15 protein-coding genes are annotated in these 18,051 nt (G+C 47.4%); 4 read left to right on the top strand and 11 right to left on the bottom strand.

The window, feature by feature from the left end:
- The first annotated feature begins 13 nt into the window (after positions 1 to 13).
- The gene (locus tag G9G53_RS20270) at positions 14 to 3,190 is read left to right on the top strand and encodes a bifunctional cytochrome P450/NADPH--P450 reductase (protein WP_165149886.1); all 3,177 of its coding nucleotides are present in this window, start codon (positions 14 to 16) and stop codon (positions 3,188 to 3,190) included.
- A 95-nt stretch (positions 3,191 to 3,285) separates the two neighbouring features.
- Here G9G53_RS20270 and G9G53_RS20265 read toward each other — a convergent pair whose 3' ends face one another.
- From G9G53_RS20265 to G9G53_RS20250, 4 genes are all read right to left on the bottom strand, one after another.
- Positions 3,286 to 3,873, bottom strand: coding sequence for a restriction endonuclease (locus G9G53_RS20265; RefSeq protein WP_165149872.1), 588 nt, complete (start codon positions 3,871 to 3,873; stop codon positions 3,286 to 3,288).
- 175 nt (positions 3,874 to 4,048) lie between these two features.
- Positions 4,049 to 5,458 carry an aspartate ammonia-lyase gene (aspA, locus tag G9G53_RS20260; RefSeq protein WP_165149870.1) on the bottom strand — a complete coding sequence of 470 codons (1,410 nt, stop codon included), beginning with the start codon at positions 5,456 to 5,458 and terminating at the stop codon, positions 4,049 to 4,051.
- Between the two features lie 200 nt (positions 5,459 to 5,658).
- Positions 5,659 to 6,189 carry a GNAT family N-acetyltransferase gene (locus G9G53_RS20255; RefSeq protein WP_165149868.1) on the bottom strand — a complete coding sequence of 177 codons (531 nt, stop codon included), beginning with the start codon at positions 6,187 to 6,189 and terminating at the stop codon, positions 5,659 to 5,661.
- Positions 6,190 to 6,301: 112 nt separating this feature from the next.
- Complete coding sequence (locus G9G53_RS20250; protein ID WP_029515431.1) at positions 6,302 to 6,703, bottom strand: VOC family protein; 402 nt, start codon at positions 6,701 to 6,703, stop codon at positions 6,302 to 6,304.
- 396 nt (positions 6,704 to 7,099) lie between these two features.
- Here G9G53_RS20250 and G9G53_RS20245 point away from each other — a divergent pair, with 396 nt between their 5' ends.
- Complete coding sequence (locus G9G53_RS20245) at positions 7,100 to 8,263, top strand: aminotransferase A (RefSeq protein WP_165149867.1); 1,164 nt, start codon at positions 7,100 to 7,102, stop codon at positions 8,261 to 8,263.
- A 512-nt stretch (positions 8,264 to 8,775) separates the two neighbouring features.
- On the opposite strand, the gene G9G53_RS20240 is transcribed toward G9G53_RS20245, so the two are convergent.
- The 7 genes from G9G53_RS20240 to G9G53_RS20210 all read right to left on the bottom strand — a co-directional run bounded on the left by G9G53_RS20240 (position 8,776) and on the right by G9G53_RS20210 (position 15,787).
- Positions 8,776 to 9,849 carry an ABC transporter substrate-binding protein gene (locus tag G9G53_RS20240; RefSeq protein WP_165149865.1) on the bottom strand — a complete coding sequence of 358 codons (1,074 nt, stop codon included), beginning with the start codon at positions 9,847 to 9,849 and terminating at the stop codon, positions 8,776 to 8,778.
- Positions 9,846 to 10,667 (bottom strand): ABC transporter permease, encoded by an 822-nt coding sequence (locus G9G53_RS20235; RefSeq protein ID WP_013372269.1) that lies wholly within the window; start codon positions 10,665 to 10,667, stop codon positions 9,846 to 9,848. Before G9G53_RS20235 ends, G9G53_RS20240 begins: the two co-directional genes overlap by 4 nt.
- On the bottom strand, positions 10,657 to 11,469 hold the full coding sequence (locus tag G9G53_RS20230; protein WP_023989586.1) for an ABC transporter permease: 813 nt from the start codon (positions 11,467 to 11,469) through the stop codon (positions 10,657 to 10,659). Before G9G53_RS20230 ends, G9G53_RS20235 begins: the two co-directional genes overlap by 11 nt.
- On the bottom strand, positions 11,459 to 12,568 hold the full coding sequence (locus G9G53_RS20225) for an ABC transporter ATP-binding protein (protein ID WP_029515434.1): 1,110 nt from the start codon (positions 12,566 to 12,568) through the stop codon (positions 11,459 to 11,461). The genes G9G53_RS20230 and G9G53_RS20225 overlap by 11 nt, the downstream gene beginning before the upstream one ends.
- A gap of 66 nt (positions 12,569 to 12,634) precedes the next feature.
- Positions 12,635 to 13,771 (bottom strand): N-acetyldiaminopimelate deacetylase, encoded by a 1,137-nt coding sequence (locus G9G53_RS20220; RefSeq protein WP_029515435.1) that lies wholly within the window; start codon positions 13,769 to 13,771, stop codon positions 12,635 to 12,637.
- Positions 13,772 to 13,952: 181 nt separating this feature from the next.
- The gene (dapD, locus tag G9G53_RS20215; RefSeq protein ID WP_029515436.1) at positions 13,953 to 14,666 is read right to left on the bottom strand and encodes a 2,3,4,5-tetrahydropyridine-2,6-dicarboxylate N-acetyltransferase; all 714 of its coding nucleotides are present in this window, start codon (positions 14,664 to 14,666) and stop codon (positions 13,953 to 13,955) included.
- 212 nt (positions 14,667 to 14,878) lie between these two features.
- Positions 14,879 to 15,787: a hypothetical protein gene (locus G9G53_RS20210; RefSeq protein ID WP_165149863.1), complete on the bottom strand. Its 909-nt coding sequence runs from the start codon at positions 15,785 to 15,787 to the stop codon at positions 14,879 to 14,881.
- Between the two features lie 239 nt (positions 15,788 to 16,026).
- On the opposite strand from G9G53_RS20210, the gene G9G53_RS20205 reads away from it, so the two are divergent.
- The gene (locus G9G53_RS20205) at positions 16,027 to 16,971 is read left to right on the top strand and encodes a DMT family transporter (RefSeq protein ID WP_165149861.1); all 945 of its coding nucleotides are present in this window, start codon (positions 16,027 to 16,029) and stop codon (positions 16,969 to 16,971) included.
- Between the two features lie 75 nt (positions 16,972 to 17,046).
- Positions 17,047 to 17,910, top strand: a complete 864-nt coding sequence (locus G9G53_RS20200; protein ID WP_165149859.1) for a sulfurtransferase — start codon at positions 17,047 to 17,049, stop codon at positions 17,908 to 17,910.
- Positions 17,911 to 18,051: the final 141 nt, after the last annotated feature.

Genomic DNA, 18,051 nt, shown 5'->3' with positions numbered 1-18,051 from the left:
AGCAACATTTAAAATGACTTCGACCCATTTAATTCCACAACCCAAAACATATGGTCCCTTAGGAAATCTGCCCTTGATTGATACACATGCCCCTGTCCAGTCTCTGGTTAAGCTTGCTAATGAGTACGGTCCCATCTTTCGCATGGATCTGCCTGAAGGAACGAACATTTATATTTCCGATCATAAGCTAGTGGCAGATGCTTGTGATGAATCCCGTTTCGATAAGCAGGTGTGGGCTCCCTTACAAAAAGTACGAGCTTTTGCCGGAGACGGACTATTCACAAGCTGGACTGAGGAACCGAACTGGCGCAAGGCCCATCAAATATTGCTACCAAGCTTCAGTCAGCGGGCTATGAAGGGTTACCACAATATGATGCTTGATCTTGCGGTTCAGCTGGTGCAGAAATGGTCTCGGCTCAATCCAGATGAAAGTGTAGAGGTACCGGAAGATATGACCCGGCTGACTTTGGATACCATCGGATTATGCGGCTTTAATTATCGTTTTAACAGCTTTTACCGCGACCAGCCCCATCCGTTCGTGACCAGTATGACACGCGCACTGGATGAAGCAATGGGTCAGTTGCAACGCCTCAATTTGCAAAACAAGCTGATGTTATCGAAGAAAAAACAGTTTAAACACGACATCGAAACGATGTTCTCTCTGGTGGACAGCATTATTCAAGAACGCAAAACCCTGGGCAACCAAGGTGAAGAGGATTTACTGGCACGTATGCTGGAAGGCAAGGACCCGGAAACAGGTGAAACGCTGGATGATGAAAATATCCGTTATCAGATCATCACCTTCCTCATCGCCGGTCATGAAACGACCAGTGGGCTTTTATCCTTTGCCATTTACTATTTGCTTAAAAATCCACGAACGCTAACCAAAGCCTATGAAGAAGTGGATCGCGTGCTCACCGATTCGCTGCCTTCCTATACTCAGGTGCGTGAGCTCAAGTACATAAGGATGATACTGAATGAAGCTCTGCGGCTATGGCCGACAGCGCCCGCCTTCTCGCTCTTCGCCAAAGAAGATACACTGCTCGACGGAACCTATCCGCTTAAAAAGGGCGACAGTGTAAATGTACTCATCCCGAAACTGCACCGTGATACCGAGGCTTGGGGTGAAGATGTTGAGGAATTTAGACCGGAACGCTTTGAGGACCCATCCGCCATTCCACAAGATGCCTATAAACCGTTTGGCAACGGTCAACGGGCCTGTATTGGACAACAGTTTGCCTTACAGGAGGCCACCCTTGTGCTGGGTATGGTACTGAAACATTTTGAGCTGATTGATCATACTCATTATGAGTTGAAAGTCAAAGAGACGCTCACACTCAAGCCTGAGGGCTTCACCATTCAAGTACGACCGCGTAGCACACAGACTGCCGTCATGCTGCCGGGTGCCGCTCAAGAACTTCATGAACAGGAGGAACAAAAAGTTGCAGCTCCTCATGCCGAAAAACATGATACTTCTTTGCTGTCTTTGTACGGCTCGAATCTGGGTACAGCTGAGGGACTTGCGGGTGAACTAGCCGATTTAGGTCGGAATTGGGGTTTTAACAGTAGCATAGCAACTCTGAATGAACATGTGGACCATTTGCCTAAAGAAGGCGTGGTACTTATTACGACTGCATCTTATAACGGACATCCGCCGGATAATGCTGATGCCTTTGTAGAATGGTTGAAGCAGGTAGACGAGGGCCAACTGGCAGGCATAAGGTACGCTGTCTTTGGTTGCGGTGACCGGAATTGGGCCAGCACGTATCAGCGTATTCCAAGGATGATTGATGAGCTAATGGCTGCCAAAGGGGCAAAGCGACTGTATGATCGGGGCGAGGGCGACGCCAGTGGTGACTTCGAGAAGGATTGGGAAGTCTGGAATCGCGGCCTATGGCCGGAATTGCTGAATGCTTTCGGCATAGAGCACAGTGATACAGAACCACAGGACACCAGCAGTCTGAGCATAGAGTTTGTAAGCGACGTACTTAGCGCTCCTCTGGCGGCCAACTATGAGGCAACTACTGCCGTTGTTACCGCGAATCGTGAATTGCACGCTGCTGAAAGTGAACGCAGTACACGGCATCTGGAGATCCAATTACCAACCGGATTGTCCTATCGCGAGGGTGATCATCTGGGTGTTTTGCCGCGTAATCCTGCTTCGTTGGCGAATAGAGTAATGCAACGCTTTAAGTTACAGGATCAAGACTACATCGTATTGAGAGGCAGTGACCGGGATGCGGCGCATCTCCCCTTAGATCGGCCTGTCAGCGTAGGAGATTTGCTCACTCTCAGTGTGGAACTGCAAGAACCGGCAACGAGAGCCCAGCTACGGCAACTAGCATCCTTTACAGTGTGTCCACCGCACAAGAAAGAAATCGAAGCTTTGCTAGAGGATTCTACCTTTGATCAAGAGATACGACAGAAGCACGTCACGATGCTGGATATTCTGGAGAAGTATCCAGCCTGCGAGCTGCCATTTGAAAACTTTATCTCGCTGTTACCTCCACTCAAGCCTAGGTACTACTCCATCTCAAGCTCTCCGCTTGAATCGGAGAATTCAGCGAGTATAACCGTGGGCGTCGTGCGTGGACCAGCCCGTAGCGGACAGGGCGAATACCTGGGAATTGCCTCCAACTATTTGGCGCAGCTCCAACCAGATGATCCAATTGTCATTTTTGTGCGTAAGCCTCAGTCGGGCTTCCGTTTGCCGGAAGATCCGACGGTGCCTGTCATCATGGTCGGTCCAGGTACTGGAGTGGCACCATTCCGCGGATTCCTCCAAACCCGCCATGTACTTAAAGAAAGAGGGGAACAGCTCGGCGAGGCTCACCTATACTATGGCTGCCGTAATCCTAAGCTTGACTATCTGTACAAGCAAGAGCTGCAAGCCTGGGAGCAGGAAGGAATCGTTACGCTTCATACAGCCTTTTCACGTCTGCCCGATCAACCCAAAAGATACGTGCAGCATGTCATGAAAGAAGATGCGGACACTCTGATTCACTTGCTTGATGAAGGAGCGCATCTATATGTATGCGGTGATGGTAGCCGGATGGCTCCCGATGTAGAAAACACCCTTTGTGCTGCTTACGCGGAAGCACACCATACCAGTAAAGAAGAAGCACAGCAATGGTTGGATCGTCTCCAACAGGAAAAACGCTATGCCAAGGATGTCTGGACAGGCATCTAATGATAACAGTATAAGAACAAGCATCATGTTAAAAAATAAAAGGGACTGATTACTGGCCTTCAAACTCGTCGCCAGTAGTTCAGTCCCTTTTATGATTATCTTTCACTCCATTTGGAAGCAATCACATCTACTTTACTTTCTAATAGGTCCATAACCTCCTCGCGGTGCCTAGCCTTGAATAAATCTATGATGTCGATCAAGTCGTTGCGATCTAATAATTTAACCCCGTTGACAGCAGCAAGTGTTTTACAAGATTCCGTATAACGGCCGGAGGTGATAACGATAGACTTGTCGGCCGCATAATAACGCATAGAGGTGTAAATTTCCTGTACTGCTCCCAAGCCCACCGGATGTTGTACGCCATAACGTTTGGCCTGTATGACAACTCTGATGCCTTCACGGTCTGTAAAAACCAGATCCGCTCCAAAATCCCGGCTACTGGTTGTTTTATAGATGTCCTTATAGCCAAGCGCGGATAATAACCGTTGCAAATAAAGCTCAAATTCCGAGCCATCCTCCATACGATCTATATCCTGAATTCCAATTTTGCGTGGGTCCAGATCACGTAAAATCCGATTTCTGCGACCACGTATCAGTCCTCTGATGATGAGCGCAAACAACACCAAAAGTACAATGAGTCCTATTCCTAATTCCTTGTATGCCAATAATTTTTCTAGCAACACCCAACTCTCCCTTTTCTACCGTAAGCGTAGCCGTATCATCCTTAACAGGGAACTCCCCTATGCACGCTGGCTCCCGTATTACATCTCTCTTATCACCATAACAATAGCCCCGCCAGATTCGACGGGGCTATCTTCGTCTTGCCTCAAAGCTATCTAAATTCCATACTCCGTATCATTATTCGCGATTCAGCAAAGATTCTCCGGCAATACCAGGCTGAGTCATTTGGTACGGGTCCAATATAATGTCCAACTCTTCCTCGGTCAGTACATTATACAGCAGGCACAGCTCGCGCACCGATTTCCCCGTCGTAATTGCTTCGCGGGCAATACGTGATACTACCTCATATCCAAGGTGGGGATTGAGTGCTGTAATAATACCTACACTGTTCTCCACATATTCATGGCACCGCTCCACATTTGCTTCAATTCCTTCTACACAATGTATACGGAAAACGTGGAAGCCCTGCTTCATAATTTCCAGCGATTGCAGCAGATTGTAGACAAGCACAGGCTCCATCACGTTCAGCTCCAGCTGGCCCGCCTCTGAAGCCAGGCAGATCGTATGATCATTACCAATGACCTGAAAAGCAATTTGGTTAATGACCTCACACATCACCGGATTTACCTTGCCTGGCATAATGGATGACCCTGGCTGACGAGCAGGCAGACTCAGTTCTCCCAGACCTGCACGAGGTCCGGAAGCCATTAAGCGGATGTCATTTGCCACCTTAGACATATTCATCATACAAATTTTCAAGGCGGCAGACACTTCAGTATAAGCATCCGTATTTTGTGTAGCATCTACAAGATTTTCGTCAGCTTCCACAGGGAAGCCACTGACGTCTGCCAGTACCTCTGCGACACGCTGAATATAACGACGGTCTGCATTCAGGCCAGTACCTACCGCAGTTGCACCCATATTAATCGTTAGCAGGTGCTGTTTGGTCGCACGCACGCGTCCGATATCACGACCCAGCACACGCGCATAAGCCTGAAACTCCTGTCCTAATCGGATTGGCACTGCATCCTGCAAGTGGGTTCTACCCATCTTAATCACACTATCAAACTCATTGGCCTTGCGGGAAAATGCTTCCTGAAGCTCACTCATGGTAGCCAACAGTTTATCAATCATGCTTAATACAGCCAAGTGTACGGCTGTAGGAAAAGCATCGTTCGTCGATTGCGCCATATTAACATGATTATTAGGACTGATCTCCTGATAATCTCCGCGTTGCTTGCCAATCAGCTCCAACGCGCGGTTCGCAATCACTTCATTTGTATTCATATTAATGGACGTGCCTGCGCCGCCCTGAATGGGATCGACGATGAAATGATCATGCAACTGTCCTTGTATAATCTCATCAGCAGCCTGAATAATGGCCTCTGCTTTGGAGCGGTGTAAACGAGTTAGTTCCATATTTACCGTCGCTGCTCCCTTTTTCACGATCGCCATGGCTTTAATCAACTCAGGGTGCAGTCGTTGGCCTGTAATTGGAAAATTTTCTTTTGCCCTCAGCGTTTGTACACCGTAATAGGCATCTAATGGTACTTCCTTGGTACCTAAAAAATCATGCTCCAACCTCATATTCTCTGATTCCTCCGCTGTGTTTGCTACGTTCTTCAATTCAGTACAGCCAAATTGACATAAAAAGACCTCTTCTGATCCCCTCTTCATTATACGTTCCGATTCCCGTGCTTTACCAGTCGAATAAACGCGGAAAAAGGTTATGTAATCCTATGACAAGTTATGATTACCCGTATATACCACGGTTATTCGGCAAATGCTCAGCTATGACTGGAATACGGATTTAATGGCTTATAATAATATCGAGTGGCATGCAGTTGACCATCGGCTGATTGAGCATAACCCGGAATAACACCAGCTTCCACGAACCCGATCGACTCGTATAGTCCATTGGAGGGATCACCCACCCGCGTATCTAGCACCAGTAACGTTCTATCCTGACTTAGTGCCTCTTCTTCCGCTGCCTTCATTAACTGACGTGCGATCCCAAGCCTGCGCCCGGACGGATGTACCATAAGCTTTGCAATTTCCGCACGATGAATAGCGTTAGCTTTTTGAGCCAAATGAAGCTGGACCGTCCCTACAGGTACTTCGTCCTTCTCGGCAATCCACAGAACTACGCCATCCTCAAGTACATTATTCCAATAAGCTGCTGCTTCCTGATAACCTAATGGAGGTAAGAAACCTATAGATGCACCGTCTGCAACCACGTCGATTAACAGTCGACTCAGTGAATCTGTCAGGGCTTCGTTCAGAGCTTGAACAGGGTAAACTCTCACTTCGTTAGACATTGTGATTCCTCCCGGTGAGTTCGATAACATACAATAAAGAAAGTAAACTATCTTTTTAGGATAGCTTACTTTCCATGGTACTTTGTTTACTACTTAATCACCCTTACTTCTATTACTGCTCTGCCATATAAAAGAACTCCCACAAATGACCATCCAAATCCTGAAAGCTCCATCCATACATAAAACCATGATCTTGAGGTTCATTCGAGGGCTGGCCGCCTGCTTCCAAAGCCTTGCGAACGATCTCGTTCACCTTTTCTCGGCTCTCCACCGATAGAGCAACAATCGCTTCTGTGCTTTTCGTGGCATCTGAAATTTCCTTTGTAGTGAACGCTTTAAAACGTTCTTCAACCAATAGCATGACAAAAATATGCTCACTAACAACCATGCAGGTTGCATGTTCATCAGTGAACTGAGCGTTAAATTCAAATCCAATTGTAGTGAAAAAATCAATGGAGTGCTGTAGGTTTTTAACTGGTAAATTCACAAAAATTTGTTTAGCTGTTACTCCCACGATGCTTCACCTCTTCATTCTACTTTATCATACGACTTCTCCACAAAAGATAACTTAACTACCTCACAAAGTCAATCAATCTGACATTTGCAATTAAACTAACAACTCTTACCTTGTCCCTTAGCTTGCTTTACACCAAGAATAGGCTTGTACAACAAAATGGCTTCAGATGTTTTTTCATCCTGATCCACTTGATCATCCACTCTTGGATTTAGAAGCTGTTCCCTTCCCCAATTTAGCCATGATTACGCTTACAAACATATCCTATATTTAAGATACCACAAATTAGCCAATTTAGTACTTAAATTATGTAAAAATGAATTCTTCTTGCCGTAGCGTAATCAGATCATATTATTGTAAACTTGTTCTAATACAGAAAAAGGTGGCACACACGCTATGGAGCATTTGCTTAACGATCAGGTCAAAAATATTCAAATCAGCGGCATCCGCAAAATCGCAAATAAAGTTGCCGCATTACCCGGAACGCTCTCCTTAACGATTGGACAGCCGGATTTCCCTACCCCTGCGCATATTATGGAAGCTGCCCATCGGGCGATTGATGAAGGCCGGACCACTTATACACCTAATCCGGGACTGCCGGAATTACGAGAAGCCGCAGCGGCGTTTGTAGCCCGTAAATACGGCCTAAATTACCGTGGACAGGATGAGGTTATCGTAACGAACGGAGCCAGTGAAGCGCTGGATATTACCTTACGCACGATTTTGTCACCCGGTGATGAAGTCATTCTACCCGTGCCAATCTACCCAGGGTACGAGCCATTGATCCGTTTGTCAGGCGGCATTCCTGTGTTTGCCGATACCCGCAGTAGCGGATTCAAGCTCACAGCCGAGGTGCTGGAGCCTTATCTGACCGAACGGACAAAAGCAGTCATTCTCGGATATCCTTCGAATCCGACCGGGCGAGTGATGAGCCGCGAAGAACTGGAAGCGGTCGCCGATTTACTGAAGGAGCGCGATCTGTTTATCATTTCGGACGAAATATACAGCGAACTGATTTACGATCCCCCCCACGTGTCCATTGCAGCTCTTCCAGGTATGCGGGAGCGCACCATCGTCATTAACGGTCTGTCCAAATCACATTCCATGACGGGATGGCGTATTGGTTTTACACTTGCACCCGCTGTAATTACACAGCACATGGTCAAAGTCCATCAGTACAACGTGACCTGCGCTAGCTCAATTAGCCAATATGCAGCACTCGAAGCCCTGACCGTCGGGGTGGATGATGCACTTCCGATGCGCGAGGAGTACCGCCGACGTCGCGACTATGTACACGGAAGACTGACTGATATGGGAATTCCACTAGAGAAGCCTGAGGGAGCCTTTTATCTCTTCCCTTCCATCGCCCATTTTGGATTAAGCTCGATGGGTTTTACCTTGAAGCTGCTGGAAGAGCATGGAGTGGCTGTAGTACCTGGAGATGCCTTTTCTTCCTATGGCGAAGGATACGTTCGCTTGTCCTATGCTTACGGACAGGATGTGCTGGAGCAAGGATTGGATAAAATAGAGAAGTTTGTTAGAGGAATGGTGAGGGGTTAAGGTGGTTAGAGGCGCTACGCAGTCCATTTGATCTTCCGATCGCTGTTGCTGGGGGATTCTTGAATTGGATAAAACATTTATAGGTAAGAATCCCGCCACAAAAGCGAACGCTGCCGCTTCTCCAGATTCAAATGACCCGCTTCGCTCACTGCCCACCTTAAAGTCCCAAAATTCTCTAACGTGTGTGTGGAGCAGCAGGATAAAAGAATACTCACCGCTTTACACGGTGAGGAAACAGAATAGGCCTCTGAGGCACCCCTACGGGTGGCTCAGAGGCCTATTCTTCCACTACTCCCACGCGCTATCGGCGTAGGGATTCATGGGTGACTAGCTTTAAGCACGGTGCAGCGGAGGGGGCGGAATGGTACTGGACAAGCGAAGCGGTCGCCTTTAAATTCCGATTTCCACCTTTATGCGGTAATCATAAAAATCGGAATTTAACAGCGATGGTAAGCACCATCCGCCTCCGCAGCGACCTCTAAAGCGCAAACCTGAATCCTCACGCCACTCCCCTACTTTAAATGCATTTTGAATTGCAGGAACAATTCGTTGTAATGAGCGAGCATGCGCTTGCCCAGATTGTCGTACACTTCCAGCTTATCTGTAATGTCGGACGGAGGGTAAAAACGCTCGTCGCCAGAGATATCTTTAGGCAGCAATTTCTTTGCATCCTTGTTTGGCGTGGAGTATCCTACAAATTCGGCATTTTGAGCGGCTACATCGGGCTGCATCATGAAATTGATGAACTTATGGGCCGCATCCACATGGGTAGCGGTTTTTGGAATAACTATATTATCAAACCACAGGTTGGAACCTTCATCCGGCACGATGTAATCGAGCTTATCGTTCTCATCCATGATTTCAGACGCATCACCGGACCATACAACCCCGGCAGCAGCTTCCTCGTTTGCCAGCAGCATTTTAATCTCGTCACCAACAACCGCTTTGACATTGGGCGCTAATTTCTCCAACTTCGTCAAAACCTGCTGCAAATGTGCCTCATTCGTATCATTCAAGGAGTAGTGGAGACTGTTCAGCGACATGCCCATAATCTCCCTAGCTCCATCAACCAGCAACAGGTTATTACGTAACTTCGGGTCCCACAGGCCATCCCAGCTATGAAAATCAATGCCTTTCGTCAGCTCCGGGTTAAACACAATCCCGACTGTACCCCAAAAATACGGAACCGAATATTGGTTATTCGGATCAAACGAAAGGTTTAGATAATGTGAATCTACATGCTTCAAATTCGGCAGCTTGCTATGGTCCAACGGGAGCAACAAGTGCTCCTGCTTCATTTTAGCCAAAGCATATTCCGAGGGAACCGCTACATCAAACGAAGTTCCTCCCTGCTCGATTTTCGTCAGCATCGCCTCATTGGAATCAAAGGTCTGATAAATGACAGTAATCCCCGTCTCCTTCTGAAACCGTTCCAACAACTCAGGGTCAATGTAGTCTCCCCAGTTGTACACCGTCAGTGTGTTGCCACCGGAGTAGCCTTGACTGGAATTCAGCCATGCCGCCACTCCCATCAGCCCAAACGAGATGATGAAAATCGACAGAAACACGCGCACAAGTGACTTCATCTAGGCACCCCCATTTCTGCCGCAGGCTCTTTTTTACCATTGCGATTCGCCTTGCGCATAATAAAGTAGTAGCCCACTACCAACAACACAGTAAATAGGAAAATGAGCGTGGACAGCGCATTGATGGACAAGGAAACCCCTTGACGGGCACGTGAGTATATTTCCACCGATAAAGTCGAATAGCCACTGCCTGTCACAAAAAAGGTCACCGCAAAATCATCCAGCGAGTACGTTAACGCCATAAAAAAGCCCGCATAAATCCCTGGCTTGATAAAGGGCAAAATCACCTTGGTCAGTACATCCAGCCGGCTGGCACCCAAATCACGCGCAGCATCCACCAGGGATGGACTCATTTCTTGAAGCCGCGGCAAAATCATAATGACCGCAATCGGCACACTAAACGCAATATGGGACAATAAAACGGAGTAGAATCCCAGCTTAATCCCGACCATCGTGAACAAAATAAGGAAGGAAGCGCCGATAATGACGTCCGGGTTCACGATCAATACATTATTGAGCGACAGCAGCGTATTTTTGACTCGACGGTTCTGCATCTGATGGATAGCCAGCGCACCCATAATGCCAATAATCGTAGCCAACGCAGATGACAGCAAAGCAATCACCAAGGTGTTAATGACAATAATGATCAAGCGAGTGTCTGCAAACACCTCTTTGTAATACTGGAGTGTAAAACCCTCAAACTCATGCATCGTCCCGCCGCTATTGAAGGAATAGTACATCAAATACAAAATAGGCGCGTACAAAACGAGAAAAACAATCACCAAATAAATATTTCCGAATCGGTTTTTATTTACCATGCCGCACCCTCCGTTTCGTTCCCGAGGTGAGCAGCATAATGATCCCCATCGCCAAAATCAGGAACACGGCAACCGTAGAGCCCATACCCCAATCCTGAGTAACCAGAAAATGCTGCTCTATCGCCGTCCCCAGTGTAATCACACGGTTACCTGCAATCAGGCGGGTAATCATAAACAGCGACAACGCTGGAATAAACACAGCCATGCAACCAGATCGCACACCCGCAAGCGTTAACGGAAAAATAACCCTGCGAAACGCAGTCCACTTGGAGGCTCCCAAATCACGGGCTGCGTCCAGCAATGAAGGGTTTAACCCTTCCAACGCGTTATAGATGGGCAAAATCATAAAAGGCACAAAAATATAAACCGACACAAACACAAAGCTGGAGCTGGTAAACAATAATTGCTGACCTCCCAACCCAACCATACCTAACACCGCATTCACCGGACCATAGGTTCCGAAAATCCCAATAAAAGCATACGTTTTGAGTAACAGGTTAATCCAGGTCGGCAAAATAATGAGCAACAGCCACAGCTGCTTATGCTTGGTGCGTGTGAGTAAATAGGCTGCCGGGTAAGCAACTAACAGTGAAAATACAGTGATCAGAAATGCATACCAAAACGAGCTAAGCGTCATGCTCAAATAAACAGGTGTCAGAAACTGAGCATAGTTGTTGAATGTGAGATGACCATCCACATCAAATAGTGAATAGTAAAACACAAGTACAACCGGAGCCGCCACAAACAGCACAATCCATAAATAATAAGGCAGCAGATACGCTGCTCTTGTATTACCGGACATGTTGATCCACCTCTTCATAGGCTTCCAGACGCCGATCAAATTCTTCCTCTGTTTCCCCGAACCGCATCACATGGATCGCTTCCGGGTCAAATCGCAGACCGATTTCACTGCCCAGCTCCGCCTTTTTGGTAGAATGCACGAGCCATTCCTGTCCCGAATCATCATAGCAGCTTATTTCATAGTGAACACCACGGAACAATTGGGTATCCACTTTTACACGCAGCTTGCCTTCAACAACACTCGTAATCTCCAGATCCTCCGGTCGGATCACGATTTCAATGGGCTCGTTCGGACGTAAGCCTCCGTCGACACATTCAAACTGTCGGCCGTTAAATTCCACTTGGTAATCCGCAATCATCCGTCCTGGGACAATATTGGATTCGCCGATGAAATCAGCAACAAACCGATTGATCGGCTCATCATAAATATCATTAGGCGTACCACTCTGCTCAATCTTACCTTTGTTCATGACAAAAATTTCGTCCGACATGGCCAGTGCTTCCTCCTGATCATGCGTAACGAAAATAAAGGTAATTCCAAGGCGCTGCTGCATTTCGCGCAAAATGTACTGCATTTCAGTACGCAGCTTTAAATCCAATGCAGACAACGGTTCATCCAACAAGAGAACGTCAGGCTCATTAACGATAGCCCGTGCGATGGCAACACGCTGACGCTGTCCTCCGGACATCTCAGAAATTTCCCGCTCGCCGTAGCCTTCCAGATTGACAAAGGACAACGCCTGTGTCACCTTCTCTTGGATGTCCTTTTTATTCATCTTTTTGATTCGCAGACCAAAGGCTACATTTTCAAACACATTCAGATGCGGAAATAGCGCATAATCTTGAAAAACCGTATTGACCTGCCGCTCATTGGCTGGAACACGATTAATGAGTTTTCCATTTAAATAAATAGAGCCTTCTGTCGGCTCCGCAAAACCTGCAATCATACGCAGAATCGTCGTTTTACCACAGCCGGAAGGCCCCAGCAGTGTATAAAATTTACCACGCTCAATTTCAAAGCTGACGTCCGCCAGCACTGGGGGATCGTTGTCATATTGCTTGGTCACCCGTTCAAATCGGATGATGGTTTGCTCTCCCATAACACCCTCCTTCAAAAATTCGACTTCATTCCATTTTATTAAACATAATTATTCAGGGCGCCTCATTTACCCTTGAGACTTCCATGTAAAATAGTCTGTCAGCACACGAATGGCTACACCAATCGCTTCTTCCGCAGGCTCCAGCTTCGCATGATGCAAACCATAAGGCGTATCAACGCCAAGCCAGAACATCAGACCGGGAATTCGCTCCAGAAAATACCCGAAGTCTTCTCCGGTCATCGCTTCTCCGCATTCAATAAGCTGCACATCCTGCCGGTTACTGACCCAGTTCATAAATTCCTCGGTCACCTGAGCTTCATTGTACACTTGCAAATAATTGGAGCCATAATGAATCTCGGCATGGCATTCAAACCCAGCTTCCACACCGCGCACCAGCGCTTCGATCCGCGATTTAACCAGCGCCATCGTATCGGCAGACAACGTTCGGATCGTACCCTCCAACCGGGCGGTTTCTGCGATAATATTTTGCTTCGTGCCTCCGCTAACCTTACCCACAGTAATGACTGCTGCATCGAGTGGATTCACATTACGGGCTACAACCGTTTGTAATTGTCCCACCAGTTGGCAAGCAGCCACTACCATATCATTCGCCTTGTGTGGATACGCAGCATGCCCGCCCGTACCCTTCAGGTCGATGAAAAGCTCCGACGTATTGGCAAATAGGATGCCCGGGCGAGTCGCAATGGTACCGACAGGATATTCAGGTGCAACATGCAGCGCGACAATTTCATCGGGTATCCAGTCTGCCAGCTCTGTGCTGTCCCGCATAGGCAAGGCTCCGCCCGGCCCTTCCTCAGCCGGTTGAAACAATACAACCAGATCATCCTTAATCGGATGGCTTGCAAAGTGAGTAACAATTCCCAATCCAATCGTCATATGTAAATCGTGTCCACAAGCATGCATATAGCCGGGATGGGTCGAACGGAAATCGTAACCTGTCTCTTCTTCAATCGGTAAACCATCCATATCACAACGATATCCATAGCGGCGTTCAGGAGCTGATCCATGAATGAACACTAACACGCCCGTACGCCATGTACGAATTTCCAACCGCTCCTGAGGGAGCGTTTCCAAATAATCCAGCAAATATTGTTGTGTTTTGTACTCCTCAAAACCCGGTTCGGGAATTTGGTGTAAATCTCTTCGTATTTGGACAAAAGAACGATAGTCGACCGTACTCATTGCTGCCACGCCTCCTCTTTATAGCTCATCAGCTCTTATCGGGCAAAAGAACAAAAGGACAAAAGCCCGGCGCAGCCGCCGAGCCTTGTCCGTTGTGCTTCGTCCCTAAGTTATGCTGTCAGTGCATCATGCTTCTGACAAGGAATCGTTCACCTTTGGTACATAAAAAACTTCTGCATTCTTACAGAACGCGCAGTTCTTTCAAAATCTCAGTTTTAGATTTGGTCTTATCGTCGACCTGTTTGATCACACGTGCAGGTGTACCCGCTACTACGGAGTATTCAGGCACATCTTCAGTTACAACCGCTCCGGCTGCAACAACTGCACCTTTACCAATGCGTACGCCTTCCAGTACAACCGAGTTCGCACCGATCAATACTTCGTCTTCTACGATAACAGGCTGTGCGGACGGTGGCTCAATGACACCCGCCAAGACAACGCCTGCACCGATGTGGCACATGTTGCCTACTTTAACACGACCGCCCAGCACAGCATTCATATCAATCATCGTGCCTTCACCAATGGTGACACCGATGTTAATCACTGCACCCATCATGATGACTGCGTTGTTACCGATGCCAACCATATCACGGATATATGCGCCTGGCTCAATGCGTGCATTAATGCCTTTCAGATCCAACATTGGAACAGCGGAGTTACGGCGATCATTTTCCACCACATAATCTTCTTCTTTAGCGTTTGCGCTATCCAGTACCGGCTTGATATCAGCCCAATCACCAAATACAACACCACTGTCTCCAGAAATAAAAGCTTGAACATTCTCGCCAAATGATGCGGAAGCCAAAGCTCCTTTTACATATACTTTAACAGGCGTCTTTTTCTTGCTGTTTTTAATCACGTTGATGACTTCTTGTGTATTCATTTCGATGGACATAGTAAATCTAACAACTCCTTCATCGCTTCATACGACTTCGCAAGCCGGAATGATCTTATTCTCTCATCCTTTATAGCACAAAAGTGCAGGTCTCGCAATTATAGATTAGACCCTTATAGCTCTAACCTAGCCCTTAAAATAACCATTTTCAGCGGCATGACTGCCTTAAATTCATGATTGTAAGCCGCCGATCATCCCGCATCAAAGTAGGGTTATTTATTAGCTTGCAGGCTCTCCAGCGATGTATAAATGTAGGATTGGAATCCTTCAGCAGGTTCACCTTGTGGAATGTTCACTTTCACGATGAAACCGCCTGTTTTATTTTCTACAACTATATATTGCTGTGTCATCTTCGAACTGCTCGCTTGTAAGAACAGACGGCTACTGGATAACGCTTCAGGTATGGCTGCTTTGTCCAGCTTTTGCACCTTACCGATGGAAGCTAGATCCTTTTCGCCTTCTTTTTGAAGTTCGTCCAGATTAAAATCGGAGGGTAGCTTCGTAATTTCAGCATAATAGTTATCATCTACAGCCAAGGCAACACGGTTTTGATCAGGAAACAGGGACATCGGATCAAACACATACAGCGAATATCCCTCTCCTTTTGCTAATGTCGCAGTCTGCTTTTCCTTTTTTCCCTCAAGGGTGAGATCAAAAGTTTGAGTCTTTGTGCGTTCTCCGCCTACTGCTTGACCAGCTCTTCCGTTTTGATTGCCATCTGTTGCAGCCTCTGTTTTTTGTATTTTCGTTAAAGTCAGTTGCTTCGCCGTCGCGTCGCCCTCTACTGCTTTTTCGGTGTATTCAAACGCTACTGTATCGCCTTCCTTAAGTCCAGCTATTGCCGTGTCCAGTCCGTCCCCCAATTGGAAGGATTGGGCTTCGCCATTGGTTCCAATCTCTACCGTATGCGGGTCAGCAGCTCCATTGTATACACCTGTGCCTTTTTTAACCTCCGACTCAGCGATTGTCTCCGGTTTAACTTGCGGCTGCTGTTGCGTTTGCGGTTGGTCTGACCCTTGAGGTGCGGTGCTATTGGTTTGCGGTTTCGTTCCACAGGCTGACAGAGCCAGCACTGCCACTACAGTCAGTAGTATGATTGAAATTGTGTTTTGTTTTTTCATAAAATCCACCTCCACTATGATAGACGAGCTTGTGCAGCAAAAGTTCTACGCAGCATCTCACTTAAAATCCAAAATCCTACCTCCTGCTCCCGTTTATTATATTCTCAGGATTTTGCAAAATCCTAATACCACGGGAATGTTAGGTACGGTATAATGGGCTGTATTAACCTAATTTTCGAGATACCGCTTGGAAGGAACATAGACGTATTTATTTTCCCCCATACGGATGGAGCTGCCACGTGAATCAAGCACACAAACCGTCGTTTTCCTTTGAATTATTGTACATCATAGGTATTATCGCTATTTCGTTCTCCTCGATCTTCGTAAGATGGTCTGAAGCCGAGGTGTCCGTCATCGCTATGTACCGTTTGTACCTAACCAATCTGATCATGCTGCCTTTGGTCTGGAAGTACCGCACTGAGCTGTTTAGCCTGACCCGCAAGCAGTGGATGCTGATCCTCTGGTCCGGTATTGCGCTGGGGCTGCATTTCTTGCTCTGGATGGGCTCACTGCGACTGACCACCGTTGCAAGCTCTACCGTTATTATGACATTGGAGCCGATCCTTGTCATGCTCGGTTCATTTTTGTTTTTCCGGACGGGCACGAATCGCGCTATGCTCATCGGGATGGGTATGGCTTTTATCGGCTCGCTGGCCATCGGAGCTGGAGACTTCCATGTCTCTGGACAAGCCCTGCTCGGGGACGCACTGTCCTTCTTGGGTATGGTAGCCGTGTCCATCCATATGCTGATGGGCAAGCATCTGCGCGAGCATTTGAGCGCGTTTGTGTATAATTTTTGGGTTTTTGCCATCGCAGCCACATCACTTGCGCTGTATAATGTGGTCGATGCCATTCCTTTTACCGGATACGCTCCACGGGAATGGGGACTGTTCCTGCTGTTAGCCATTGTACCTACGCTGTTCGGACATTACCTATTTAACTGGCTGCTCAAATACATTAACGCAACTGCGGTGTCGATGGCGGTACTCGGCGAGCCCGTTATTTCTTCCTTGCTAGCTTGGGTGCTGCTCGGGGAAAGGTTGTCTACTTTACAATTTGGTGCAGGCTTTTTCATCCTGTTCGGGGTATGGATTTTTATCCGATACGGAACGGATTTTAAAAAGAAAGTTGTCCATCAAAGTGAGTTGCCCGACACTGAGCATCCCCTGAAGGCCAGCTCTTAACTTATTTACCCCATTTTCATAAACCATACTCAATGAATTAAATTCACTTCTAAAAAAAGGAAGGCGGAATTCTCTATGAAATCCATCGTATCCAAACGCTGGCTGCTAGCCCGATTGTATGAGCCGGACATGATCATCGCCGACTGCCGTTCCCTGCTCGGACAAGCCGGAGCTGGGCGGACTCAATTTAATGAAGACCATATTCCAGGGGCGGTTCATTTCGATTTGGAAGAAGACCTTACCGCTCCTCTTGCTGAGCATGGGGGTCGCCATCCCTTACCTGATGTGGATACACTTGCTGCACGTCTAAGTCGTGCCGGAATCAATGCTGCCTCGCGCATCGTCGCTTATGATGACCAAGGCGGTATGATGGCTTCCCGCTTCTGGTGGCTCCTGCGCTATCTCGGACATGAGCAGGTATATGTGCTGGAAGAAGGCTACAGCGCTTGGAAGGAAGCGAAGTTCCCCGTTACGGCAGACCAGCCGATTCGCATTCCAAGTACATTCACACCAAATGTACAGCCACAAATGCTCACAAGTATGCAAGAGGTGCACCATGTATCCGAAGATTCTGTTCCTGTTGGCTCCTATATCGGTTTTTCACCTATATTAATCGACTCCAGAGAGCGGCCTCGCTACCTGGGGCTGGAGGAGCCCATTGATCAAGCAGCGGGACATATCCCCGGTGCAGTGAATTTCTTCTGGAAAGAGGTCTTGGACGAAAAAGGCAGCTTTAAAAATGCGGAACAATTGCAGCAGCACTTTGCCGATCTTGATCCAAACGCAGAAATTATCGTGTATTGTGGTTCTGGCGTATCCGCCTGTCCCAATGTACTGGCCCTGAATGAAGCTGGATTTAGTAAGGTCCGTTTATATCCGGGAAGCTGGAGCGACTGGATCAGCTATGAGGAGAATCCGGTGGCGACCGGAGAGGAATAAAAAGTTTCAACGGATATACAGGTTCAAAAGACAAATAAACTGCCTTAAGCGATTTGGCTCATGGCAGTTTATTTGCTTTGTTAAAAAGTACATAAAAAATCAACTTGAGCCGAGTGAAGCGACCTTATATAGAATTCCAAA

Origin of the sequence: Paenibacillus sp. EKM206P (assembly GCF_011066155.1) — a bacterium.
GTDB classification, from domain to species: domain Bacteria; phylum Bacillota; class Bacilli; order Paenibacillales; family Paenibacillaceae; genus Paenibacillus; species Paenibacillus polymyxa_D.
The sequence above is the reverse complement of the archived record's forward strand: the minus strand, read 5'-3'. Positions and strand labels throughout refer to the sequence as shown.